Annotated in this window: 20 protein-coding genes and 1 tRNA gene; 10 read left to right on the forward strand and 11 right to left on the reverse strand. The window is 40.4% G+C overall.

Going from position 1 to position 25976, the window contains the following annotated elements:
* Positions 1-6: 6 nt before the first annotated feature.
* From lpxB to DCK90_RS14660, 3 genes are read left to right on the forward strand one after another with little or no spacing between them, the layout of a single operon-like run.
* Entirely contained in the window at positions 7-1119 is a 1113-nt protein-coding gene (gene lpxB / locus DCK90_RS14650; RefSeq protein WP_108246948.1) for a lipid-A-disaccharide synthase, read from the forward strand.
* A gap of 33 nt (positions 1120-1152) precedes the next feature.
* Complete coding sequence (locus tag DCK90_RS14655; protein WP_108246949.1) at positions 1153-1710, forward strand: C40 family peptidase; 558 nt, start codon at positions 1153-1155, stop codon at positions 1708-1710.
* 19 nt (positions 1711-1729) lie between these two features.
* Positions 1730-3724 carry a ComEC/Rec2 family competence protein gene (locus DCK90_RS14660; protein WP_108246977.1) on the forward strand — a complete coding sequence of 665 codons (1995 nt, stop codon included), beginning with the start codon at positions 1730-1732 and terminating at the stop codon, positions 3722-3724.
* An 8-nt stretch (positions 3725-3732) separates the two neighbouring features.
* On the opposite strand, the gene DCK90_RS14665 is transcribed toward DCK90_RS14660, so the two are convergent.
* Together DCK90_RS14665 and DCK90_RS14670 are read right to left on the reverse strand one after the other, a co-directional pair.
* Positions 3733-5268 carry a peptide MFS transporter gene (locus tag DCK90_RS14665; RefSeq protein WP_108246950.1) on the reverse strand — a complete coding sequence of 512 codons (1536 nt, stop codon included), beginning with the start codon at positions 5266-5268 and terminating at the stop codon, positions 3733-3735.
* A gap of 24 nt (positions 5269-5292) precedes the next feature.
* Positions 5293-7452: a S9 family peptidase gene (locus DCK90_RS14670; RefSeq protein ID WP_108246951.1), complete on the reverse strand. Its 2160-nt coding sequence runs from the start codon at positions 7450-7452 to the stop codon at positions 5293-5295.
* Positions 7453-7629: 177 nt separating this feature from the next.
* On the opposite strand from DCK90_RS14670, the gene DCK90_RS14675 reads away from it, so the two are divergent.
* The 6 genes from DCK90_RS14675 to DCK90_RS14700 all read left to right on the forward strand — a co-directional run bounded on the left by DCK90_RS14675 (position 7630) and on the right by DCK90_RS14700 (position 16375).
* The gene (locus DCK90_RS14675) at positions 7630-8946 is read left to right on the forward strand and encodes a hydroxymethylglutaryl-CoA reductase, degradative (protein ID WP_108246952.1); all 1317 of its coding nucleotides are present in this window, start codon (positions 7630-7632) and stop codon (positions 8944-8946) included.
* Positions 8946-9854, forward strand: coding sequence for a GYDIA family GHMP kinase (locus DCK90_RS14680; protein ID WP_108246953.1), 909 nt, complete (start codon positions 8946-8948; stop codon positions 9852-9854). The genes DCK90_RS14675 and DCK90_RS14680 overlap by 1 nt, the downstream gene beginning before the upstream one ends.
* 133 nt (positions 9855-9987) lie before the next feature.
* Entirely contained in the window at positions 9988-10635 is a 648-nt protein-coding gene (locus tag DCK90_RS14685; protein WP_108246954.1) for a helix-turn-helix domain-containing protein, read from the forward strand.
* Positions 10636-10887: 252 nt separating this feature from the next.
* A complete protein-coding gene (locus tag DCK90_RS14690) occupies positions 10888-14103 on the forward strand; it encodes a SusC/RagA family TonB-linked outer membrane protein (protein ID WP_108246955.1) in 3216 nt (1071 codons plus the stop codon).
* A gap of 10 nt (positions 14104-14113) precedes the next feature.
* Positions 14114-15616, forward strand: a complete 1503-nt coding sequence (locus DCK90_RS14695; RefSeq protein ID WP_108246956.1) for a SusD/RagB family nutrient-binding outer membrane lipoprotein — start codon at positions 14114-14116, stop codon at positions 15614-15616.
* Between the two features lie 177 nt (positions 15617-15793).
* Positions 15794-16375 (forward strand): hypothetical protein, encoded by a 582-nt coding sequence (locus DCK90_RS14700; protein ID WP_108246957.1) that lies wholly within the window; start codon positions 15794-15796, stop codon positions 16373-16375.
* A 48-nt stretch (positions 16376-16423) separates the two neighbouring features.
* Here DCK90_RS14700 and DCK90_RS14705 read toward each other — a convergent pair whose 3' ends face one another.
* From DCK90_RS14705 to DCK90_RS14735, 7 genes are all read right to left on the reverse strand, one after another.
* The gene (locus tag DCK90_RS14705) at positions 16424-18544 is read right to left on the reverse strand and encodes a peptidylprolyl isomerase (RefSeq protein ID WP_108246958.1); all 2121 of its coding nucleotides are present in this window, start codon (positions 18542-18544) and stop codon (positions 16424-16426) included.
* Between the two features lie 84 nt (positions 18545-18628).
* The gene (locus DCK90_RS14710) at positions 18629-19918 is read right to left on the reverse strand and encodes a hemolysin family protein (RefSeq protein ID WP_108246959.1); all 1290 of its coding nucleotides are present in this window, start codon (positions 19916-19918) and stop codon (positions 18629-18631) included.
* A gap of 2 nt (positions 19919-19920) precedes the next feature.
* Positions 19921-20124 (reverse strand): hypothetical protein, encoded by a 204-nt coding sequence (locus DCK90_RS14715; protein ID WP_108246960.1) that lies wholly within the window; start codon positions 20122-20124, stop codon positions 19921-19923.
* A gap of 1 nt (position 20125) precedes the next feature.
* On the reverse strand, positions 20126-20728 hold the full coding sequence (lptC, locus tag DCK90_RS14720) for an LPS export ABC transporter periplasmic protein LptC (RefSeq protein ID WP_108246961.1): 603 nt from the start codon (positions 20726-20728) through the stop codon (positions 20126-20128).
* Position 20729: 1 nt separating this feature from the next.
* Complete coding sequence (locus DCK90_RS14725; RefSeq protein WP_108246962.1) at positions 20730-22100, reverse strand: hypothetical protein; 1371 nt, start codon at positions 22098-22100, stop codon at positions 20730-20732.
* A 102-nt stretch (positions 22101-22202) separates the two neighbouring features.
* Positions 22203-23465, reverse strand: a complete 1263-nt coding sequence (locus DCK90_RS14730; RefSeq protein ID WP_108246963.1) for a hypothetical protein — start codon at positions 23463-23465, stop codon at positions 22203-22205.
* Complete coding sequence (locus DCK90_RS14735; protein WP_108246964.1) at positions 23466-24194, reverse strand: type III pantothenate kinase; 729 nt, start codon at positions 24192-24194, stop codon at positions 23466-23468.
* A 102-nt stretch (positions 24195-24296) separates the two neighbouring features.
* On the opposite strand from DCK90_RS14735, the gene DCK90_RS14740 reads away from it, so the two are divergent.
* A tRNA-Phe gene (locus DCK90_RS14740) sits at positions 24297-24369 on the forward strand.
* A 247-nt stretch (positions 24370-24616) separates the two neighbouring features.
* On the opposite strand, the gene DCK90_RS14745 is transcribed toward DCK90_RS14740, so the two are convergent.
* Together DCK90_RS14745 and DCK90_RS14750 are read right to left on the reverse strand one after the other, a co-directional pair.
* Complete coding sequence (locus tag DCK90_RS14745; RefSeq protein ID WP_108246965.1) at positions 24617-25024, reverse strand: hypothetical protein; 408 nt, start codon at positions 25022-25024, stop codon at positions 24617-24619.
* A gap of 220 nt (positions 25025-25244) precedes the next feature.
* Positions 25245-25853, reverse strand: a complete 609-nt coding sequence (locus DCK90_RS14750) for a hypothetical protein (protein ID WP_108246966.1) — start codon at positions 25851-25853, stop codon at positions 25245-25247.
* Positions 25854-25976 lie beyond the last annotated feature (123 nt).

Below are 25976 nucleotides of genomic sequence, written 5' to 3' on the forward strand. Positions count from 1 at the left end.
ACACCCATGAAATATTATATAATTGCTGGTGAAGCATCGGGAGACCTGCACGGGTCCAACTTGATCAAGGCCCTAAAAAAAGAAGATACCTCGGCGGAGATTCGTTGCTGGGGCGGTGACCTGATGCAGCAAGCTGGCGGTGAGCTGGCAAAACATTACAAGGATATGGCCTTTATGGGCTTTTTGGAGGTGCTGATGAACATTCCCACCATTTTCAAGAACATTTCCTATTGCAAGGAGGATATCCAACGTTTTAATCCCGATGTAGTAATTTTTATTGATTTCTCCGGCTTTAATCTCAGAATTGCCAAGTGGGCCAAACAAAATGGGTTCAAAACCAATTATTATATTTCTCCCCAAATTTGGGCCTCAAGGGAAGGGCGTATCTCAAAAATCAAACGGGATATAGACAACATGTACGTTATTTTACCTTTCGAAAAAGAGTTCTACGAAAAAAAACATGGATATCCCGTCCAATTTGTTGGCCATCCACTTATTGATGCCATTGAGAACACCCCTCTGCAGGACAATGTATCTTTCCGACAAGAAAACAATCTTGATTCTGAAAAACCTATTATTGCCTTATTGCCCGGAAGCCGAAAACAAGAGGTACAAAAAATGTTGGAGGTGATGCTTTCAGTAAAAAAGGATTTTCCCGATTATCAATTTGTCATCGCCGGTGCCCCTAGTCTTCTTGACGAGTTTTATGCACCGTTTCTGAAAGGCGACAAGGTAGAGTATGTTTCCAACAAAACGTATACGCTCTTAAAACATTCCCATGCCGCATTGGTAACCAGTGGAACGGCCACATTGGAAACAGCGCTTTTTGAGGTGCCCCAAGTAGTTTGCTATAAGGGCAATTGGATTTCTTATCAAATTGCAAAGCGAATCATTACCTTGGACTACATTTCTCTTGTTAATTTAATGATGAAAAGAGAAGTCGTAAAAGAACTTATCCAAAATGATCTGACCACTAAAAACCTTAAATCCGAGCTTTCTAAAATAGTTGAAGGAACGGAACGGGAACGCATGTTGTCAGATTACAAATCATTAAAAGAAAAATTGGGTGGAAAAGGAGCCAGTGAAATGGCCGCCCGATTAATTGTGAAAAATGTGTAGTTTTATCATCCAAGAAAGTAAATCTATTCTTGGATGTTACGAAAAACCATAATCTTACTGTTGTTTTTTGCCATTACTGCTTGCGGACCAGGCAAAAAGCGACGCACCTACAGCAAGACCCGAACCGTTTCGGTAGAGGGGTCCACCGAAGACACTTCCCCTAAAAGTGAACCTAAAAAGGAAAACAAACGAGAGGGGCGTAAAAATGTTAAGGCAGATGAAATTATTTCCACTGCATTAAGCTATTCCGGAACCCGGTACAAGTATGGGGGCACCACCAAAAAAGGTATGGATTGCTCCGGCTTGGTCTATGTTTCCTTAAAAGAGAACGACATTATGTTCCCAAGAACGTCCTACCAAATGGCTTTGGAAGGCAACAAAATTAGGGTCAATGATGTTGAAAAAGGGGATTTGCTCTTTTTTCAGACCAGTAAAACGGGACGACGAATCAATCATGTTGGATTGGTAGTAGACGTCAACGGTGACGACATTAAATTTATTCACGCCACAACCTCACGAGGCGTATTGGTATCCTCATTACGGGAAGGATACTGGAACAGCGCTTTTGTAAAGGCTATGCGCATCCTGTAACGTGCGCCAACTTAATTTTGTGTCCATAAAACTGACCATTTGGTTGATGATGGGCATCGTTATTGGTTTTCATTTTGAGATAGCTCCACTTCTCCCCCTCACAATTATGCTGGTTTTTTTGCCAGTAGCTTATTTGCTCGGCAAAAGACAGCAGCGTGAAGGGTTCCCGTTTTTTGAAGTGTTGATTGTCCTCACAACCATTAGTTTGGGCGTTTTGGTGGTCGGGCTTTCCTTGGGTCGTGGAATGTCATCCCCTTACAGCACCAAAAACCTTGAAACAGAAGAAATTTGGCGGTTGAAGGTCGAAGAAGTCCTAAAACCCAACGACTTTTCCCAAAGCTATATAACCCGAGTCCTTACTGTGGGCGATACACAAGCATCCGGAAAATTACTCCTAAACCTGACTTTGGATTCCGTTGCGAAACCTTTAAAGGTAGATGATGAACTTCTTTCCCTTACCAATCCTGAAGCAATACGGCCACCACTGAATCCACACCAGTTTGATTACCAAGACTATCTTCAAAAACAAGGTATCCAACATCAAATCAGGACAAACTATCGGTCCATTATTGTAAAGCAAGGTTCCAAAACCTTGTTCGGCATCGCCTCCAATTTTAGGGAACACATCATTTCAAAATTAAAACAAAAAAACTTTGGCGAGGAAGAGCTCGGCGTAATTCAAGCCCTGATCTTGGGAAAACGTGATGATATTTCGGAAGGCACCTACAACAACTACAAAAATGCGGGGGCAGTTCATATTTTAGCGGTTTCCGGGCTACATGTAGGCATCATTTTATTTTTGTTGGAGTTTCTTTTATCTCCATTGGAACGTTTACCTAAAGGTAAAACCATAAAACTCATCTTTGTGGTTTTGCTACTTTGGAGCTACGCCTTTGTGGCAGGTCTCTCGCCTTCCATTGTTAGGGCTGTTACCATGTTCTCGTTTGTTGCCTACTCGCTCTACCTCAACCGACCTACCAACTCATTTAACATTATAGCACTATCCATGCTGTTCATTTTATTGGTAAAGCCCTTGTTTTTGTTTCAGGTGGGGTTTCAGATGAGCTACGCGGCAGTTTTTGCCATTGTTTGGGTCTATCCCCAACTGCAGAAATTTTGGTTTCCAGATAACATCGTTGTGCGAAAAGCATGGCAGCTGCTCTCGGTAAGCGTTGCGGCCCAATTAGGCGTATTGCCGATTAGTTTGTTCTATTTTCATCAGTTTCCAGCGCTGTTTTTTGTTTCCAACCTAATTGTACTTCCCTTTTTAGGGTTGATTCTGGGCTTCGGAATCTTAGTGATTGCCTTGGCCATGACTGACTTTTTACCCAAATTTTTGATCGAGGGTTTCAATTGGGTCATCCACCTGATGAATTCGATTGTTGGTTGGGTCGCTCGCCAAGAAGGATTCATCATCAGAAATATTCCTTTTGATTCGGTTCAAATGATAGTCGGATATGCTGTAATTATTGCTTTGGTTGTATTCCTATCCCGTCCCCGATGGAAATCGGCCTTGTTTTTCTTTGGTGGCCTGATTGTTTTTCAGAGTTGGACCATCTGGAATCAGGTGCAAGTATATCAAACGGAAACCATTATCCTAGCACACAAAACCAGAAATACCATTGTACTGCACCAGTTGGGAAGTTCAGTTACCATAATCACTTCGGATGCTTCCAACATTGGAAACATTGTAAACGATTATGAAGTTGCCGAAAGAATAAAAAACTTGGATACGATTCAGCTAAAGAACAGTTATGAATTGGATGATAAAAGATTGGTTGTCGTGGACAGTTCGGCCATCATCCCTTTGCAAAAAAATCCAGATTACTTGCTCCTGACCCAATCGACCAAAATTAATTTGGAGCGATTGATTGATTCCATTGGACCGAAAAAAATATTTGCCGATGGCAGTAGCTATCCGAGTGTAATATCCAAATGGAAGACGACCTGTATGGAAAAAGAAATCCCTTTCCACTATACCGGTGAAAAGGGATGTTATGTTTTTAAATTCTGAGTTGGTTTCTAATGTACGTTGCCCATCAACTTTTTTATTAAAGGCGAGGCTAAAATTACCAAAACTCCGGCGCCCAGTGCATATTGGGCAATGAGCATAAACCCATCCGTATATACCGTAAGGGTACTAAAACCACTAATATCGGCATCTGTGCTTTCAATGGCCAATTGTTTACCGATAAAGCCCACTACTTGAAATGCGAACGCAGAAGAAAGGAACCAAACCCCCATCATGAAAGCGACTATTCGTTTTGGTGATAGGTCGGTAATTTTGGATAGTCCTACCGGCGACATGAACAATTCACCCACAGACAACAAGAAGTACATCAACAAAAGGTAAGTAAACGGTACAAATCCATTTTCGTTGGCACTTGCACCACTAATGGCCAGTGCATAAAAACTGATACCTGCGAACAAGAGACCCATTCCAAATTTATAGGGCGTTCTTGGATTCAAATTCTTTTTGGAAAGCCATTGCCACATTAGAGAAATGGGTATTGCCAAAATAATGATCCACATGGAGTTCAAAGAATTGGTCTGCGATGCGGACATAATTCCTACCAAATCCACATTACGAGCTGCAAAGAGTGTTATAACACTTCCGGAAAGCTCATGGAATCCCCAGAAAATCGTCATAAAGAACGTAATAAGGACAGCTACAAAAAGTTTTTTCCGCTCTTCTACCGACGCCTTGAACATAATGTAGCCCAGATACAACAAGATTGAAATACCAATCAACTTGAAGATGACATTTACAATATTCTGGTCATCAAAAAAAGTACCTTCAGCACCCAATGCCTTGTATGAGGATAATAAATATGCTATCACCGGAACCGAAGCGAATGCCAGTACCGGAACCAAGATACCTTGTTTAAGTCCAAAGACCTTTTTTCCTATGTTTCCATTTTCTGGAGGTAAGCCTTTATCACCAAACACTCCTTTTTTTATACCGCTCCAAAAAACAATCAAACCAGTAAGCATTCCTATCCCAGCCAGTCCAAACCCGTAGTGCCATCCATATTTGGCGGCCAAAAATCCGCATAACAAAGGAGCCACCCATCCACCGATATTGATTCCCATATAAAAAATGGTGAACCCTGAATCCTTTCGTGGGTCACCATCCTTATATAAAGAGCCAACAAATGTTGAAATGTTCGGTTTAAAAAATCCATTTCCTGCTATAATTAGGGACAATGCAAGAAAAAACGTGATATTGTTTTCGATGGCAAGGACAAAATGCCCCAACGACATTAAAATTCCTCCTAAAAAAATAGAGCGTCGCATACCCAAAATACTGTCCGAAATTCTACCCCCAATAACTGTGGAGGCGTACACCAAGGAACCATATGAAGAATAAACCGCAGCAGTGGCATAATCACGTTCCATTAAAGCGGCGAAGATGACATCTACCATATAAAGGGTAAGCAGGGCCCGCATTCCATAAAAACTGAAACGCTCCCAGAGCTCAGCAAAAAAGAGATAGAACAACCCTCTTGGATGACCGAACAACTGTTTTTCTTCTTGTGGTTTGGCTATTTCTGACATAACGGCTATTTATTATTTTAAATACTATAAATTCTCTTTAACGAAGTTGGTCAATTTGGTATACAGGTGCAGGCTGGTATTGCCTCCATAAATACCATGATTTTTGTCCGGGTATATGGCCCAATCAAATTGTTTGTTGGCCTGCACAAGTGCCTCGATCATTCGCATGGTATTCTGAACATGGACATTGTCGTCTCCGGAACCATGTACCAATAAATATTTTCCTTTTAACAATTCAGGATAGTTGAAAGGCGAGTTATCGTCATACCCGGTTGGGTTTTCTTGAGGTGTTTGCATGTAGCGTTCGGTGTAGATGGTATCGTAAAAACGCCAAGAGGTCACCGGTGCTACGGCGATGGCCATTTCAAAAGTATCATTGCCTTTTAAAATACAGTTTGTGGACATAAAACCACCATAGCTCCAGCCCCAAATTCCTGTTCTATCTTCATCTATATAGGACAGCTCACTTAATTTTTTGGCCGCGTCGATTTGGTCTTCCACTTCATATTTTCCCAATTCCTTTTGGGTCATTTTTTTAAAATCGCGCCCTTTTAATCCAGTACCCCTTCCATCTACACAGGCAACAATATACCCTTCGGACACCAATAATTGGTGCCAGTAGTCCCTGGTTCCCATCCATCTGTTGGCCACCTGTTGCGAACCGGGTCCGCTATACTGGAACATGAACAATGGGTATTTTTTGTTTGGGTCAAAATCGGCGGGTTTCATCATATACATATTAAGGTCGTACCCATTTATATTGATGGTAGAAAACTCTTTCGGCGCAATCTCATACCCCTCCAATTTATTGAGCAGCTCCGAGTTGTCCTTGATTTTCTTTACCAATTTACCGTTTGATGCATCGTGCAAAGTAAACCGATATGGCGTGTCTGCACTTGAATATGTATTGATATAGTACGTAAAATCACTACTGAAGGAAGCCGAGTTAGTGCCTTCATCCGTAGATAATGCTTTCTTTTTCTTCCCTTTACTGGAAATACTATAGACTCCCCTATTAATGGAACCATTTTCTACGGACTGATAAAAAATACGGTCGTTTTTCTCATCATAACCGTAATAACTCGTTACTTCCCAAGGTCCTTCGGTAATCTGATTTTTCAACTTTCCACTACTGCCATATAAATATAAATGGTTGTAGCCGTCGGTTTCACTGGTCCAGATAAAGCTGTCATCGGCCAAAAAGGTTAGATCGTCATCAATATCCACATAAGCATTATCGGTCTCTTCCAATAAAACGTTCGCTGAATTGTCACTGGCATTTACTTTGTAAAGTGTCAAGCTGTTTTGATGCCGGTTCATGGTCTGAACGCTCAAATGGTTCGGATTGTTCATCCATTTAATTCTTGGAATATAGTATGGGTCATCCAAATCCACATCTGAAATAGTTCCAGACGCTACATCAAACATATGTAATGTTACAATGGAATTCTTCTCTCCGGCCTTGGGGTATTTAAACTCATGCTGGGAAGGATATAGTTCCGAGCCATAAACATCCATGGAGAAATGGGGAACCTCTGTTTCGTCAAATCGGAGAAAGGCAATTTTGGAACCATCGCTGTTCCATTCAAAAGCGCGGACAAAACCAAACTCTTCTTCATACACCCAATCTGTAACACCATTGATAATAGTTCCTTTATTACCATCGGTGGTGACCTGCTTGGTAGTTCGTTCCGCCAAGTCCATAACATATAGATTGTTATCGAGAACATATGCCACTTTACTCCCGTCCGGTGACAAGGTAGGCTCTTGGATTTTTGTTTCCGATATTTTCACCAATTCTTTCGATGCTATATCGTACACATAATAAATCCCTAAACGGGAACGTCTAAATATAGGTTCAACTTCCGTCGCCAAAAGCACTTGGGATTCATCATCACTAAAACTATAGGATGAAAAATAGGGAACGGCATCCGATGATGCTACTATGGTCTCCACTTTTTGCAAAGTTTCGTAATCGTACTTATCCAGACTACTGGAACGCGGGGAACGCGATGTATTTAATATGGTGTATTGTGTACCATTGTTCATGGATCGTAGGACATCCATGTATTCTGTCCTGAACTCTCCTCCAAAAATCTCTTCGAGGGTGATTTTTTTCTTTTGTGCTGTAGAAAAAGTAACAACTCCCAATAAGAATAGGAATAGAAAAGACTGTTTGTTCATGAAGTGAAAAAATTGATTAAAAACTCCCAAGTTTACTAATATTTATCCGAAAAATAAATTTTGATGTTGCATTTGCAACATATTTTAACCTTTGGTTCCAGCGATATTTTTTCAGAAATCGAACTTCATTCGGTAAATATCCATTATCCGTATATTTGAAAGCTTTAAGCCAGCTTTATGAATACGCCCGTTGAAGGATTTTCCAAACTTACCAAAACCCAGAAAATTGACTGGATTGCCATCAATTGCACCAAAGACCCCGAAGCCACCAAACAACTGTTGAAACAGTATTGGAATACGGACCCAAGGGTACAGCAACTGCACGATGAGTTTATTGAAAATACCGTTTCCAATTACTATTTGCCTTTTGCAATAGCACCAAATTTTAAGATAAACGACAAGCTTTATGCCATTCCCATGGCGATTGAAGAAAGTTCCGTTGTCGCAGCGGCCAGCAAGGCAGCCAAGTTTTGGTTAGAACGTGGCGGTTTTAAAGCTGAAATCATAGGTACCGAAAAGGTTGGGCAGGTACACTTTATATATAAAGGTGATAATCAAAAACTTTTCAGGTTCTTTGATTCCGCCAAACCTGAACTCATCAAAAGTGTTTCCAGCATTACACAGAGCATGGAAAAGCGTGGCGGAGGCATTAACAACATTGAGTTAAGGGACCTATCAAATAAGGTTGACGGTTACCATCAACTGCATTGCACTTTTGAGACCTTGGATGCCATGGGGGCCAACTTCATCAACTCCTGTTTAGAGCAATTTGCAAGAACATTTAAAGAACAAGCCCTTCTATTTGATGCTTTTTCAGAAGAAGAAAAGAACATAGAGGTGGTAATGAGTATTTTGTCCAACTACGTGCCAGATTGTTTAGTACGGGCAGAGGTAAGCTGTTCTATTTCGGACTTGGGCAATGCCGATATGCCTTCCAAAGATTTTGCCGAAAAGTTTGTAAGAGCGGTCAATATAGCCAAAGTAGAACCTTACCGGGCAGTTACGCACAATAAGGGCATTATGAACGGGATAGACGCCGTTGTCCTTGCAACAGGAAACGATTTTAGAGCGATTGAGGCAGGCGTGCACGCGTATGCCGCCAAGGACGGACAATATTCCAGCCTTACCCATGCGAAGATAGAAGATGGCATTTTCAAGTTTTGGATAGAAGTGCCTTTGGCACTGGGTACTGTTGGAGGGTTGACGAGATTGCACCCCATGGTAAAACTTGCATTGGAAATCCTTCAAAATCCATCCGCCAAAGAATTGATGCAGATTGTTGCCGTTGCCGGACTGGCACAAAATTTTGCCGCAGTGCGGAGTCTGATCACCACGGGCATACAAAAAGGACATATGAAAATGCACTTGTTGAACATGTTGAATCAATTGGGAGCCACCGAAGCAGAAAAACAAAAACTGGTCACTTATTTTAAAGATCAAACCGTAACAAATGCCTCGGTGAAGGAGGCTTTGGAAAGTCTAAAATCAAAATAATGAAGAAGGAGTTTTACAGTAACGGGAAATTGTTGGTGTCTGGCGAGTATGCCATTTTGGATGGTGCTTTAGGATTGGCCATTCCCGTTAGTTACGGGCAATCGCTGAATGTTACTCCGACCACCACGGGCTTGTTGGAGTGGAACAGTCTCGACGAAAGTAATGATACGTGGTTCTCCGCAACGTTCAACCTAGCTAATTTGAACGTAGTTTCCTCTTCTGATTCGGCAATGGCAAAGACTTTGAAGGATTTGCTCTTGGAGGCCAATGCGCAAAATCCATTGCTATTAACGGATAGTGAAGGTTTCTTGGTCGAAACACAGCTCACATTTCCAAGATCTTGGGGGTTGGGCACTTCCTCAACACTCATTAATAATTTGGCCCAATGGGCAAGGGTCGATGCGTTTCAACTATTATGGAAAGCGTTTGGCGGAAGTGGGTATGATATTGCCTGTGCGCAATCCAATTCACCGTTGACCTATCAATTAAAAAATGGCAGTCCACAAGTAGAAGAAATTCACTTTGATCCTATGTTCAAGGACTCGCTTTATTTTATTCATCTAAATCAAAAACAAAGTAGCAAGGAAGCCATTGCCAATTATAGGGAACAACAGTTTGACAAACCACAACTGGTTAAAGAAGTTTCAGATATTACCAAAAAAATGATTCATGCTATCACCTTGTCCGAGTTCGAAACCTTGATGGAGGAACATGAGACATTACTTTCCAAAGTTCTGAAAATACAGCCCGTAAAACAGCGCCTTTTTCCCGATTATTTTGGGGCCATAAAAAGTCTTGGCGCTTGGGGCGGGGATTTTGTTTTGGCCACAGGAGACGATAAAACCCGCTCCTATTTCAAATCCAAAGGTTTTGAAACGGTGATTCCATATTCTAAAATGTTGCTATAATTTCTTTCACCTAGGAGTCCCGTTTTTCCCAATTTTTGCTCATCCATCAATCCAAACAGGGCATCCGTCAATTGACACCCTACTAAAACTATTCTTTTTTGCATTTTGAGACCAGAAGATAAAATTGATAGCTATGTCGTTCTGGGAAAACACACCATTGTTCACAAAAAGCAAAATTGGCCTTTTTACCAAAAGACTGTTTTTACTCTTTTCATTTCTATTTTTTTTCTCCCTACTCATAACCATTTATGGTTGGTCCAATGTAGGTCATGGTTTTAGTTCAATCACGCTATATGCTCAAATCCTACAATTGATTGTGTATTTGGTGGTCATCTACCTTTTATTTAAAAATCAAAAGAATATAGCTCTAAAGGATAGTAATCTATCCACTTGCGATAAAAAGGACAAATATGAAAAAACCGGATTATCCGAATCCTTTTCGCTCGAACTCAAAAATAAACTGGAGCTATTGATGAATGAGGAAAAGCTTTATCTAAATCATGAGCTTAGACTTGATGATATTGCCGAATTATTGGATATATCCCGCCATCATGCATCACAGGTTATCAACGAGAATTTTAACCTCAGCTTTTACGATTTTGTAAACTCATACCGAATCGAAGAGGCCAAAAACAGGCTATGTTCGGACTTTGAAAGCACTTCGGAATCCATTTCAGATATTGCTTATCAATGTGGGTTCAACAATAGAGTCTCCTTTTATAAAGCTTTCAAGAAAGTCACACAGGTAACTCCCAAGGAATTTGTACATGCCGCTGCATAAGGAATACAAACTACAAATTTGTAAATGTAAACTTCATTCGGCAAATATGTAAAGGTTAATAAGCGCTTACAGCACCCGTCATTTCTTTCCCTTTTTTTATGGCGCAATCCACAAGGTAGGGGCTCTAAAATTACTCTTCCCCGAATCATTGTTTTTCATTGTCAAGGAGGATGATTATTTGAATTAGCCTACAAATAAGTTTTACCCCCTGCTTTGTTTGATTGCACTAACTAACTAATAACTCTTTAATTTATGAAAGCAAAAAACTATGGCATGTTGCTGGTATTTTTAATGTGCTTATGCGCCACAACACTAGCACAGGAAAAAAATGTAACTGGTACAGTTACCGACCAAAATGGACTGCCGCTCCCTGGAGTTTCTATTATGGTAGTAGGAACTACAAACGGAGCACAAACCAATTTTGATGGAAACTACTCTATCATGGCCAGTACAGGACAAACCCTTCGGTTTAGCTACATTGGTCAGGCGACTGTAGAGCGGACTGTTGGTTCTTCACCCATTATCAATGTACAAATGGAAGATGATGCCCAAGCCTTGGAGGAAGTCGTTGTGACAGCATTGGGTGTTCAAAGAGACCCAAAATCCTTGGCATATTCAGCTCCAAAGGTCAATTCTGAAGAATTGAATTCGGCACAAAACAACAATGCAATCTCAGCACTTTCGGGTAAAGTTGCTGGTTTAAAAATCAATTCACCATCAGGAAACTTGGACGGTTCTCAGCGTATTTTAATAAGGGGAACAAATTCCATTACTGGTGAAAACCAACCGCTTTTTGTAATTGATGGAATTCCAATGGACAATTCCAACTTTAACACAACCAATGCACAGAGGGGTGCTGGTGGTGTTGACTTTGGTAGTACTATAAACGATATCGACCCCAACAGTATTGAGAGCGTTACTGTATTAAAGGGTGCAGCAGCCGCACTTTATGGGTCTCGTGCATCTAACGGTGTAGTACTGATAACAACAAAAAGCGGAAAGTCTTCAAAAAAATTAGGAGTTACCATTAATACCTCCGTAGCTATGTCGCAAGTTGCCATTCTTCCCAATTTACAACGGGAGTACGGTGGAGGCTCAATTATATCTGATGAAGATGGTGGTATCAATGGATTTGAAACTGTGAACATTAATAACACCCAATATTTGATTCCCCAATATGCTGTCGATGAAAGTTGGGGCCCTAAATACGACCCTAATGTGATGGTTCTACACTGGGATGCATTTGATCAAAGTAGTTTTCCTGAAGATTACCTTAAACCCAGACCTTGGGTTGCACCAGCTAATGATGTTGATAGTTTTTTCAATACTGGAGTATCCATCAATAATAATGTAACAGTTACAACAGGAGGTGATAAAGGCAGTACATTAATGTCTATTGGAAACCAAAATACCACAGGGATTCTGCCTGGCTCAGAAATAAAAAAGCACTTCATAAGAATGAACCTCAAACAACAACTTTCTGAAAAATGGCTGTTCACCAGTAACTTAAACTATGTTAAGTCTCAAGGAATAAGACCGACAATAGGTTATGATGACAATAGTGTTACCCAGAAGTTTTTTCAATGGGGGCAAAGACAACTGGATTATGATAGGTTAAGAAATTACAAAAACAATGATGGCTCTCAAAGAACATGGAACCGAATAGCTTGGAACGACCCAACCCCCAATTATTCAGATAATCCATACTGGACTGCCTTTGAAAATTATCCGACAGACACACGTTCTAGGATTTATGGTGCGGCAAGTCTCAATTATATGATAAGTGATGATTTAGGAGCTAAACTGTCTGTCTACGGAGATACATACAATTTTAGGAATACCGAACAAAAAGCAATTGGTTCTCAGGCGCAATCTTCATATTTGGAAAGAACATATGATTTCCAAGAATACAATTACGAGTTTACTCTTAACTATAATAAGGACATCACCGATAATTTTGGTATTAATGCCTTGGCAGGTGCCAATCAGAGAGACTACCAACTAGATTATAGGGCAATTTCCACAACAGGTGGTTTGGCACTTCCAGGAATCTTTAACATCAACAATGGTAATGGGCCACTAAATAAAGCTACCGACACAGAATTAAAAAAAGTAAACAGTTTATTTGGCAGCTTGAACTTATCCGTGGCAGATCAAATTTTTATAGATATGACTGCTAGAAATGACTGGTCTTCAACATTGCCGAATGACAAGAATTCATACTTCTATCCATCAGCTGCTTTGGCTTGGGTTTTTTCAGAAACATTTGCAAAAGATTCTAACTGGTTCAGCTATGGTAAATTAAGAGCTGGGTGGGCTCAGGTTGGTAACGATGCAAATCCTTATGACGCCTCAAGTACTTTATCGGTACTAAACCCATTCAATGGCGAAGGTAGAGCCACTGCACCAAATACTTTACAAAATGTGAATCTTAAAAATGAGATAACAGAAACTTGGGAAGTTGGTGCCGAACTTAGCTTTCTGAGGAACAGGTTCAATCTTGATGTAACCTATTACAATAACTCTACCACTGACCAGATTATTCCTGTAAATCTCTCGTTGAGTACAGGATACGCTGCCCAATGGATCAATGCTGGGGAAATGACCAACAAAGGGATTGAAGTCCAGGTGGGAGTAAAACCTATTATGTCAGAAGATTTTTCATGGGAATTCAATGTCAACTATGCAAAAAATGAAAATGAACTGGTAAAATTAACAGAAGGTTTGGAAACCATCAATCTTACCAGCGCGCCGTTTAGAGCGCAATTGGTCGCAACCGAAGGACAATCGTATGGTGTCATCATGGGTACGGATTTTATTTACGATGATGCCGGCAACAAAGTGATCACCCCAGGCGGAGCCTACGCCGCAACTCCAGATCTAGTGCCATTAGGCTCTGTTCTACCTGATTATACAGGCGGATTGCGAAACACATTCCGTTATAAAAATGTTGACCTTAGTTTTTTACTGGAAATGAGCAAGGGAGGCAAATACTTTTCAACCACACATCAATGGGGTATGTATTCAGGAATGCTACAAGAAACTGTTGACAACAATATCCGTGAAGAAGGTATAGTGCTAGATGGTGTCACAGGAACAATTACCTATGATGAAAATGGAGATTATACCGTCACCGATACGGCTGAAAACACCACTACAATTTCAGCACAAGAATATGGGACAAACCATTATGGCGGTTTTGGCACTCCCGATGCACAAAATGTGTTTAATGCTGATTTTATTAAACTAAGAGAGATAACCTTAGGCTACACCTTTAAAAACCTTGCCGATATTTTTGAATCTGCAAGAATAAGCTTCTTTGGTAGAAACATGTTTACCTGGGGGTTGGATTATGATGGAATAGACCCTGAAACTGTTTCAACAGGTTCTGGTAACATACAAGGTTTGGAAGGTGGACTACAACCATCCATTAGAACATACGGAATGAACGTTCAATTATCCTTTTAAACAAAAAGCAATGAGAAATAATATAAAGAAATTTTTAATGACTCTTGGTCTTATGGCCATAGTGGCTAGTTGTGATACAGACTATATAGAAGATCCTGATAATCCTGTGTCAGTACCCTCTATTCAATTGTTCAATAATGCAACTTACGATTTAGCGTGGGAATTAAATGATGAATGGGTAGCCGGCAGAGGTACTTTGGGGATAGCTCAGTATTGGGCAGGTGCTTTTTATGTAGAAGAAAATTTGTATGCGTTACGACCTTCTATGATAGATGATATGTGGGAATGGCCCTATCGCATCCTGACGGATTATCAAAAAGTCATTGAACTGAACGAAAATCCTGAAACCAAAGCGCTCATGGAACCTTATGGCAGTAACAATGACCAGATTCAAGTATGCCGTATGATGATGGCATATACCTTTTATAAATTGGTGGACACTTTTGGGGACGTTCCTTATTGGAGCTATGGTCAAAGAGATAACCCAGACTTTCAAGCATTGAGTTTGTTAGATGAGAACCCTATTCCAAACCCAGCTTACAATGATGCATCCGTCATCTATCAAGATTTATTGGTAGAATTGTTAGACGCTTCAAAAAAAATTAGTCCATCAGGTTCTACTTTTGGCACTGTATATTCTGCCAATAGTGATTGGATTAAATTTGCTCATTCCTTAAGGCTGAGACTAGCCGTTCACCTTCTGGACGTCAATCCAACTTTAGCCAATAATGTATTTATGGAGTCCAACGAGCCTGCTTTTGGCAGCAATACCGACAATGCCTTGTTTACCTTTGGCACTGACGATATTACAGGAGGGCCATGGCACAACGCTTTTACAGTTAATGCAAGAAGGGATTTTGCCCCGACTTTATCCTTTGTAGACTTATTATATAATCGTACAGGCCCATTCATGAACTCTGATGCTGACCCACGGGTAGAACTTTATTTTGACAAAAGATTGGAGTCTGAGGAAGTGGTTGGAATACCTTATGGTTTTGGCCAAGATATTGCCCGAGCAGTGGTTGATGAAGGTATTCCTGCAGAACACATACTAGCTCCTGATTTTTCTCAGCCATTGTTGACCTATAGTGAAGTGGAATTCATAAGGTCTGAATTCACGGATTGGAATCAAATGCATTACGAAAATGGCATAAAAGCATCCATGGAATACTGGGGAGCACCTTCAGATGTTATTGATAATTACGTAGAAAGCATTGCTGTGGCTTCAGAAGAAACAGTTCTTACCCAAAAATACATTGCACTCTACATGGATGGACTCGAAGCTTGGACAGAGTACCGAAGAACCGGTTATCCCAACACATTGAGTGTCCCGGGAGATACATACGATGGAACTACTTTTGTGACTAATGTTCCTGGGCTAGATATTATTCCAACAAGGGTGATATATCCCCAGAACGAACAGTTATTAAACCGTTCCAATTGGGATTCTGCCAGAAGTAAACTAAATAATGGGGATACTATGTTCTCCAAGATATTCTGGGATGTAGATTAGAATAATTAAGAAATATGATTTCTTTTAAAAAATGCCACATTCAAATTTGAATGTGGCATTTTTCTCTTTATCAATTACCTCATCCATCAACCCAAACAGGCCATCCGTCAATTGGCACCCTAAAATTCAATCAATTGCTCTTATGTTTGATATCTATTCATCAAACTATTGACTGTAATGGCCCAAATCAGCAAAAAAACAATTGGAAATCTAGTGGCTGGGCTTCTTTTCCAGTCGACTACGATTGTGTTTGGTCAAAATGACACTGAAACACTATTAAGGCTCGATAACTTTATCAATTCCAGCTGTACTACCAATTACAACCAAATCAGGTCAGAATATATCCAAAGTATTCTAAAGCACGATGTATTCTATATCACACAGGAGACTACAAACATTTACGGTGAAAAAGAAAAAGAAGTGAATGAGTTTATAGTAGTGGATACTGGTTTGGAGGTGAAACGGTTTGAGAGAATCAAAACCGATACCCCACTACCCGAACTTAAGAGTTATATACGTGAAAACTTTGTCCTCAACCAGGAATCTGCACCCGATTTTCAAGCACTTTTAGATTATATATATCCCATTGCCGATTGGAAACCGGATAAACGTGAATTCTTTTTTAAAAATGGCAAATGGTATTTCCTTCGAGATGCGTATTTCCGTACCAAACAAGGTTTTGAAATCACGGTGAGTCCAAACGGCAAAATCACGCATATCTGTTATAAAATGCGATGGGATGAACATGAAACTAAATAAAAAAGCCTCCCGATCGGGAGGCTTTTTTATATCATCTTTAGCTAAATCCTAGTAGAATGTCGCTCTTTTATCTTCTATCTCTGCCTTATCTTTTAGAGCGTTGTACACGGCCCCATTTACTCGGGCAGCAGCACTTGTTTGTAGATTTTGCGCATAGGTGCTGTAATTCTCCACATCGGCTGCTTCCGTTTTATTGGTCACTTTAATCATGTAAACACCAGTACTTCCCTCAAGCAAATCAGAAGTCTGGTCTTTCTCCATCGCAAAGGCCTTTCCAACAACAAATGGCTCTCTCCCTGCCCCTGGCAACGTTGGCGAGGACAACGTAACTGCGGATGCATTGCTAAGGCTTACACCATTGTCCGAAGCTATCGCGTCCATTGCTTTACCTTTGTTGGCAGCAATTATCTGTTCTGCTTTACGCTCCTTTCTGATGGCTGGCAACGCAGTAGCTGAAGCATCCTCTGGTGCCATAAGTCCTTTCTTATATTTTTTTGTCAATTGCACCACGGCATAACCATTGTTTACATTAAAGCGTTTGATATCACCAACACTGGTATCGTCGTTAAACGCCCATTGCACAATGCTGCGCTGTGAACCAAGACCCGGAAGGTTCTCTTCCATTTCCTTGATTTTGTTTACTGGACGAACGGTGTAGCTACTTTCCCTTGCAATATCCCCAAAGTTCTCTGGTTCTGCATCCATAACCGCCATTTCATACTTAGTGGCATCGGTGAACAAGGTATTGATGGTTTCTTCTGATGGCTCTATTTCTCTCGACAATGTAGCTACCTGAATCACATCTTGCTTATCGTCAACTTTGATTACATGGTAACCAAATTGGGTTTCCACCAAACCAATGGTTCCTAGCGGATTACCAAAACAAAAATCATTAAACTCGTCGGCCATTACTCCTTCTTGGAAATACCCAAGGTCTCCGCCACGTGGAGCGGATGGTCCGTCTGAATTTTCCCTGGCCAAAGCGGTGAAGAGCACATCTTCTTTTTTAGCCTCTGCCAACAATCTCTTTGCTTCGGCTTCGGCTTCTTCCTTGGTTCTGGTAACGGATGGGTTGGCACGCTCTGCTCCTTCCCAAGTAATCAAAATGTGGCTTGCTTTTGCAGTTCCATTTTCTTTTCTGTCCATTACTTTGGATACTTTATAAGCATTTCCATCTTTATATGGACCGTAGATTTCCCCAACACCCATTGTCATCAATGTATCGGCAACAACAGAAGGAAGGTCTTTTTTGGCCTTATAAATGGTATCGAACTTGGCATCGGAATGCCTGTCCAAGAAAGCGGCCATGTCCGTAGTGTTTCTAAATCCAAGGATGGTATCGTTGGCATCTTTTGCTTCCGAATACTCCACAGAGTTATCCAAGAGAGCAGTTATTGCCGTCTTAACGCTGTTTTCATCTTCAGCTGATGGCTTTTCTTCAAAATAAATAAAACGAATATCACGTGCCTTATCTTGTTTGAACAAAGCTTTGTGGTCGTCGATATAGGATTGGATATCACTTTTGGAAACTTCGATAGTGCTATCTGGAATCGAAGTGTATGGAATACGAACGTATTGCATGTCCACCTTGTTGTTTGCCATATCGTAGTTCAATTGGCCTTCGGTTAGGGTAGCAGTAACACCGCCTTTTACCAAATTGAAATACATACGTTCCTTAGCTGCTTGAATGATAGACTCTTCATCCTGCAACCAAGCATCGTAACGCAAAGGATCATTAGCTTTCCAATCAGCAATTGCACTTTTAAAGACCTGTTCGTTGAACACTCCATTTTCATCCTGAAAATCCGGAATCTGTGCATAGCCCGATGTTCTCACAAAATCCACGATTTGGTCGCTTTCCACATCAATGCCCAAATCTTCGAATTGTTGGTTCAAGATAGCCTTTCTGATTTCTTGATCATATACCATGTTCACCAACTGGGTAGATGTAACGGATGGTCCGTACCTTCTGGATGCTGTTTCAACCTGGGTTCTAAACTCATCAATTGGAATATTTTCCCCATTTACTTCTGCAACCGAGGAGCCCACTTTTCCACCAGCAAAATTATTACTGCTGAATACTCCTGATATTACGAATGCGAACAAAGCCAAACCAATAATTAGAATAAGAACTGTTGTCCGTTTTCTAATATTCTCTAATATTGCCATTTTACTGCTTGTTTTCTTTAAATTCAGTGGGCGAAAATACCACTTTCTTTTCAAATAGGAAAGCTAAAAAAGGGGTGGAAATTATTAATCTTCAGTATGAACGCGTACACTTACCAAGTCTATTTTGGTGTTGGACACCTCCAAAATTTTGAAGGTGAAGTTGTCCACAGTAACTTCTGAATCCTGTTCTGGAATCTCCCCGGTCTGATTTACGATCAATCCTCCCAATGTTTCATATTCTTCTCCTTCCGGAAGCTCCAATTTATAATTTTCATTGATGTAGTCCACTTCCAAACGGGCTGAGAACTTGTATTCGTTCTCGCCTATCTGCTCTTCATGCAGGTCGGTGGAATCGTGCTCGTCCTCGATTTCCCCAAAAAGCTCCTCGATAATATCCTCCACGGTCAAAATACCCGAGGTACCCCCATATTCGTCCAGAACAACCGCCATACTCTTGCGCTTTTTGGTCAGTACGTTCAATATATCCTGGATAAGCATGGTTTCAGGAACAAACTCGACCGGGAGCAATATACTTTTAATGGTCTTTGGTTTTTTGAACAGTTCGTAGGAGTGTACATAACCAATAATCTCATCAATACTATCCTTGAATATCAAAATTTTAGAATAGCCGGTTTCGGTGAAAAGTTTGGTCAGGTTTTTAGGTGTTTCGTTAAGTTCTACCGCTGTAATTTCGGTTCGGGGAACCATTACTTCCCTTGCCTTTACCGTGGAAAATTGAAGTGCGTTCTGAAAAATCTGTATTTCGGAATCTACGTCATCCTCCTCCTCTACGGTCTCCATTTGTTCGGTAATGTAGTCCCCCAATTCCAATTTGGTAAAGGACAGCTGAACTTCATCCCCTTCTGTTTTGAAAAATATCCTTAATATAAAGTCGGACACTTTGATTACGAACCAAGAAATTACCGAGAACAGTAGATAAAAAACATAGGCCGGGACGGCAAACACCTTGATCAGCACGTTGGCGTATATCTGGAAAAATACTTTTGGCAAAAACTCGGCCGTCAATAAAATAACGAGTGTGGAAATAATGGTTTGTGACAATAAGCTAAAGTCCGTCAGCAGTAGATCAACAAGTTGAATATTGGAGGGAAGCAGGCTCTGAAACCACTCCATGAGCATATCCCCCATAAAAAGCCCATAAATTACCAATGCAATATTGTTTCCAATAAGCATGGTGGCAATGAATTTTGAAGGTTTATCGGTAAGCAAGGTGAGTACTTTGGCCAAGAACCCTTCTTGCTTTTTTTCAATTTCAATATGGATTTTATTGGCGGAAACGAAGGCTATCTCCATTCCCGAGAAAAATGCCGAAAACAGCAAAGAAAGAACGATGATGATTACGGAAGAATCCAATGCTATTGTTGATTATCCTTGTTTCGCTGTTCAAAACGTTTCCGATATCTTCTCCTAAAGATGAACATACCTATGGACACCACGGCAAAGAAGATAAATATGTAGGTTTCCTTTGGGTCAACGCTCCAAAGTGTTGCAATCTTGTAAATGGAAATGGCAGCTACCGCCAAATAAAGGTATTCTGTATATCTTAAAACTTTGATCATCCTATTCTTCTTCTTTTATTGTCATTAAGCCATAAGTTTTATGAGCTTTAAAAAAGGTGAAATCTTTATTAAAGTCCATGCCCTCACCATCCATTACCGTTCCGTCCTCGGGGTTTGTATATGTAAAGGCGGCTTCGGTAAATATCCAATTGTTTTTTCTATCGTAATACAACTGGTCGGTTTCCAATTTTTTACCGTCATGACTTTTGATTATGACATTCCCCCTCAAATCTATCAAATTAGTCTGTGAATATACAATACCATAATCGGCAACGATTACACTTTTTTGACTTTTTTCATCGTAAAAATCAACCTGTAATCCTTCTGGAAAGGTACGAAACTTGAAAGCTTGGTTATCAAAATCCTCGGACAATGGACTTGACAACACAGCCACTACTCTGGAATTGGCGGAGTCTTGGGTACTCATTGCCTCGACGGTCTCGGTGTATGTCAAAGTAAAGTTTTGGGCCACACCTTGCGGGAAGAGGGGTTTAACAGCTTCCTCGCCCACCCTTTCATAACCATCACCACAGGACATAAAAAGGATTGCCACGGTGAATACCGTGGCAAAGCTCTTTAAAGTATGTTTTGATTTCTGTTTCACCTTATAGATTAGGTACGGCAACACTACCTCCTACCCAACAGCTGAAAGTAATGGTCTGACCTGCTTTTCCTGAACTAAAGATCATTTCTTTAGATGGTGCCTTGGCGTCATAACTTGCTGCTGTTTGACTGGCTCGGCTACTCAAAGCTGGATCTACAGTACCTGCTTTTCTTGCCATGCTGGCCGCCTTCCAATATATGGCTCTTTTTTCAAAAGGAGTATCGCCACATGCATTGGCACTAGAGGCATACAGATTGGCAATCAACAGGTAAGCCTTACCGTTTGCTGGATTGGCATCTATAGCTTTTAGCGCATAGCTTCTTGCTTGAGACTTGCTACTGTTCCTAACCGTGGTCGCAATTTTATATAGGATATCGGATTTCTTGTAAGAATCTGTTTCCAATTCCACTGCTTTGTTGAAATCAGCAAGTGCACCGTTCATATCTCCTGACTTTTGCTTAAGTACACCACCGTACATGTATGCATCGGCAGATGGGTCCAAAGCCAACTGGGCCTCGAACAGTTTTCTAAACATGGGGTCGTCGGTACATTCTTTGGAGAACATTCTGCCTACGGCTCTCTTCACCCATTTTACATCATCTTTCTTTTCATCAAAGCTTTTTTCGTATAATGGGATAAGGTTATCACAATCGGCAAGTGCACCCAATTTGGAATCTACACTACTAGCTACTTTACCGAAAGATTCTGAATTCACCGTGGCCACCTTAAGAGTTCTTTTCTCTTTGGAAGTAAGTGTACCCAAAGAATCCTTAGGCAACAGTTTTGTAACTATATCGGTCAATTTCTTGTTTTCTTCTTCAAGTTTACCAGTTACATCATCGTATGTATTGAAAACATCTTGAAGGTCTCTTTTACCTGCATCGTGCAAATCTACCAAGCTGGAGAAATAAAGGTACAGGGCCCTTGGGTTTGTAAAGTTTTCCTGATCTTCTTGGAAGGCTTTGTCCAACATAGTGAACAATTCTTCATCGGAAGCCATTTTGTTCTCGTACATCAACAATGCTTTGTCGATGGCCACACCTGCTTTGGTGTAATTGGTCGGGAAATACTTAAGACTGTTATCGTACAAGGACAACAAATCCTGAACGTAAGCATCTTTTTCAGCTCCGGTAGAATTCTCAACCTTTGCTTTCAAGATTCTTTCTCCATAGGAGAAATTCGCCTTGTTGATGTCCGGGCAACTTTCGTAAACCATTTTCCATGGCTCATAAGCTGCATCATAGTTTTTCACCTTTACGTGTTCTGCGTAAATAGACAGATTGGTCATACACTCGGGGTTCTGTGCTTGGGCCATACTTAATCCCGTCAACATGGTGACCATTATCATTGTTAAGTAGTGTCTCTTTTTCATCTTTCTAATTTTAAAGCTGTTAAAGTACAAATTTTCATTAAAAAATCCCTTTTCAGGGCCTTATATGGGTGGTTATTTATGAATTTTTTAAAAAAAGGCTTATTAATTAATTTTTCTTTGTTGAAACCATCTATCATTTAACGATAAGCCTATATTGACTTTAAAATAACTTTCCTCTATAAGGTTTGCATCTGTTGTTCCGCGTCTTCCTAGTTCAAAACCTACATTTAGGTTAGAGAAATCTGCGCCCAACGGTAAACCTAACCCAAAAGTTATGCCAAAGTTGTTTATCTCTTTATTGTTGATGGTCATTCCGGTTACATCGTACCTAAGACCGGCCCTATATGTGATACGGTTAAAATACCCGGTCAACGAACGATAGTCGGGAATCCAATACCCTCCCAAAGCATAGGTGTTGGCATCGCCATAGTCGATATTATCCAGTCCTAGGAAGGTGTTTTCAAAATCGCCCATCTGTTGAAAACTGTATTCTGCTCCCAAAAACCATTTCTTGTTTTCTCCAAAACCGAGTCCAAAAGTGGTTCTAGTGGGTATTTTCAGCTCTGTATTTCTAAGATTGGATGCATCCAAGTCCACATCCACCACCTCAACATTGTTTCCTGTTACCAGTGAAAACGACCCCAATGTCTGGGTATTTTCCGAAGTAAGGTTTCCTTGCGTATTTACAAGTACCGATGTGTAAAGGGTATATTTGTCCTTAATGGTCGGATTATAATTAAGGGCATATTTAAAATCGTATCCATTTATATTGGATTCGCGATCGTCCAAAGTACCGAATTGTACGCCCTCCACACTTTGAATCCTTTGATATTCCAAAGTTCCAAAATTAAAGTTGGCCGTAACCCCAAAACTCAAATTTTTAATAGGCTCAAACCCAATGGAAGCATATAACCGATTGAGCCCTCCTTCACCTTCAAAAAAGTTGGAGACCTCCCCATCGGCCGAGTTCGAAGTTGAATTCAAACTGTAGCCCACCGATGAATAGGGCATTATCCCGAAACCAAATCCTACGTTTTTCGCCAATGGAAAGCCAATAGCCAGATAATCCAGATTGGTCACCGCGGTTCTTTGTTGCTCGTTCCAACTCTTAAGCTGATACTCTTTGTGGGAGATTCCCGCAGTGTAGGCCGTTAACCTAAGTTTGGAATATGCCGCCGGATTTGAAAGGTTGATATGGATACTGTCCCCATACATACTCACACCACCCATCATCTGGGTATCCACTGCTCCTTTGTCCCTATCGTCGCCTATTCCAAAGTAAGAATATGGCGAAATGGTTCCATTTTGTGCAAACGCTCCATGTGCAACCACGCAGAGAAAAGCAATCAGAATCTTTTTAATCATTCAATTTGTATTGTATTCCAGTAGGCAATTAAGTCCTTCCAAGAGAAATTTGGAGTTCGCAAATATGGTGTTTTTTAGCCTTTTGGCAAAAAAATGGGAGTCTCCCCCTGTTAAAATAACTGTTAAATCTTGAAAACGAGAGCGATATTGGTCGATTACCCCATCAACTTCTTGCGACACGCCGTTTATTACTCCACTGTGCATGCACGTTTCTGTACTGTTGCCGATAAAATCCAAAAATTCGTCCGGTGCCAGTAAGGGCAGACCGGCAGTTTGGTCGTGCATGGCACGGTACCTCATCCGAACACCGGGAGAAATGGCCCCACCCACATATTCGCCTGCATTGTTCACCATATCGTAGGTAATACAGGTTCCCGCATCTATAACCAAAGTGTTGCCGCGCGGGTTTTGGCGGTAGGCGGCTGCGGCAAGAGCCAAACGGTCCACGCCCAAGGTGGCGGGAGTGGCATAGCTGTTCTTAAAGGGCATTTTGGAATCGCTGGTAAGCACGTGCACCTTGCAAAAAAGGGCCACTACGTCCCGTTCCTTACGGTCCAATTTGCCAACGGAGGATAGGATGGCCTTGTTTATCCGGGGATATTTCTCGAACAGCTCCTTAATTTTTGATAGGAACAATACGGATTCAAAACTATGGTCGTAGATTATTCTTCCGTTCTCAAAAACAGCGTATTTGATCAACGTATTGCCGATGTCGATTACCAGATTCATGCTGCAAAGGTCGGTAATTGAAAAAAATCAAAACCTTTTTTTCGGGTTTTTGTTTGTATATCCTAATTTTGAAATTATATTTGCACCCGCTTAATAAAGCTTGGTACCTTAGCTCAGTTGGTAGAGCAACGGACTGAAAATCCGTGTGTCCCTGGTTCGATTCCTGGAGGTACCACAAAAAAACCCGCAAACTTGGTTTGTGGGTTTTTTGTTTTTAGCCCCTTCTTATTCGAAAATCGACTGGTTTAGCACAAGAAAACAATGAATTATAGCCAGTATTAGCCACTAATTTTATTTTCGAGCTTTTTTAAGGCTTCGTAGGTAACTTCCTTTAATGTACTTTTAAATATCTTTTCTGATTTTTTATGGGTTGCATCCACTGATTTTCTCATAAACTCCCCAGATGCATTAGCCTCAAATTCTTATCCATTGCTTTTGACAAAAATTTTTAATTCAATAAAGGCAGTTTCCCTTTCAGACCATGAAGTTGCGTGGAATTCCTTTCTGGCGTTAATGACATGAATGGTTAAAATAGCTGTGTTTTTTGAATTGGGTTTCAGATTATCTACTACAGTTTGTTTGATTATTGCCTCATACTCATTTTTTAAGGGCGGAACCACAATGTCAGATTGACCAGCTTTTGAGATAAAAGGAAGCTCTAGGTCGTCAGAGACAGAAATATTTCCCCTTTTATCTTCTACAACAATAAAATCGATTCCCAAATCGAGATGGAGTTTCGGATAATCCCCCCCACTTGTTACAAATTTTGGGGTACTACAAGAAACAAACAACAATATTGCAATATATGGTAGGGCTTGGTTGAATTTCATAAAATTACTAAGTAATAATTAATTTGTGGCTAACGGTTCTTGGCTATGATTTCGTTGTGCCTGGCGGCTGGTGAGCGACGGCGTGGGCCGGTGCGATTTTCCAACGAGCCATAGCTGCATTACGAAAGCATTCCTTTTAGTTATTAGTTTTCTTAAAAGTAGGGAATTTAGTTAAAGACAGAAGAGAAGAATGAATTACACCATTGTTGTGCGTTCGTTTTTATTTTAATTTAAACTCTTTTCTGTCAACAATTTTCTCCTCTTTCATGAATCCTAATTCAATGATAAATTTGGTGATTGTTGAATCTCGGCTCACTCTCCCATCGTCAAATTCACCTACATATTCCTTTATTCCTGTGCTGATATAAGTTGTATCGTTTACTCTCTCTGAAGTTACTTTGTATTTTAAATTAAAATCAGGGTTTGTTCCAATTCCAGCTACCGGATGGAAACCAATTAAGCTGTCTTTACTATTATATATTAGCATTCTTAAGTTTGGAAATTTACCAGTAGCTCCATCCAGGATGGTGATAATTTTTATTTCATCTTCGTTTTTTTGAAGGGAATAGAATTGATAATAATTTGAATCTACTTCTCCATTTCTAAGCCGATATTGATAGTATTTTTTTGCTTGGTCTTTTGTGAGGGGCTTGAGTTTTAAATTTCCGTTGTACCATTCTTGAATATCAAATTTCTCAAGTTGGAAAAATTTAAAATCGGTTGAATCAATGAATATATTGTTAGGCTTGTCTTTTTGAAGTTCCTTTTTCTTTGAAGTACAAGAAACTATAAATCCAAAAAATAGAAGAAAAAGTAATTTCCGATTCATAGTTTTATAAAAGCATGAGATTTAGTTCAAGGCAAGGGGGAACAATGAATTATAGCCAGCTTAAGTTTGATTCCGATTAAATTATAGTCATAAATCAGAAAGAACAAAAGAGAGGAACAAGGT

It is taken from the genome of Muricauda brasiliensis (assembly GCF_003057865.1).
GTDB lineage: Bacteria > Bacteroidota > Bacteroidia > Flavobacteriales > Flavobacteriaceae > Flagellimonas > Flagellimonas chongwuensis.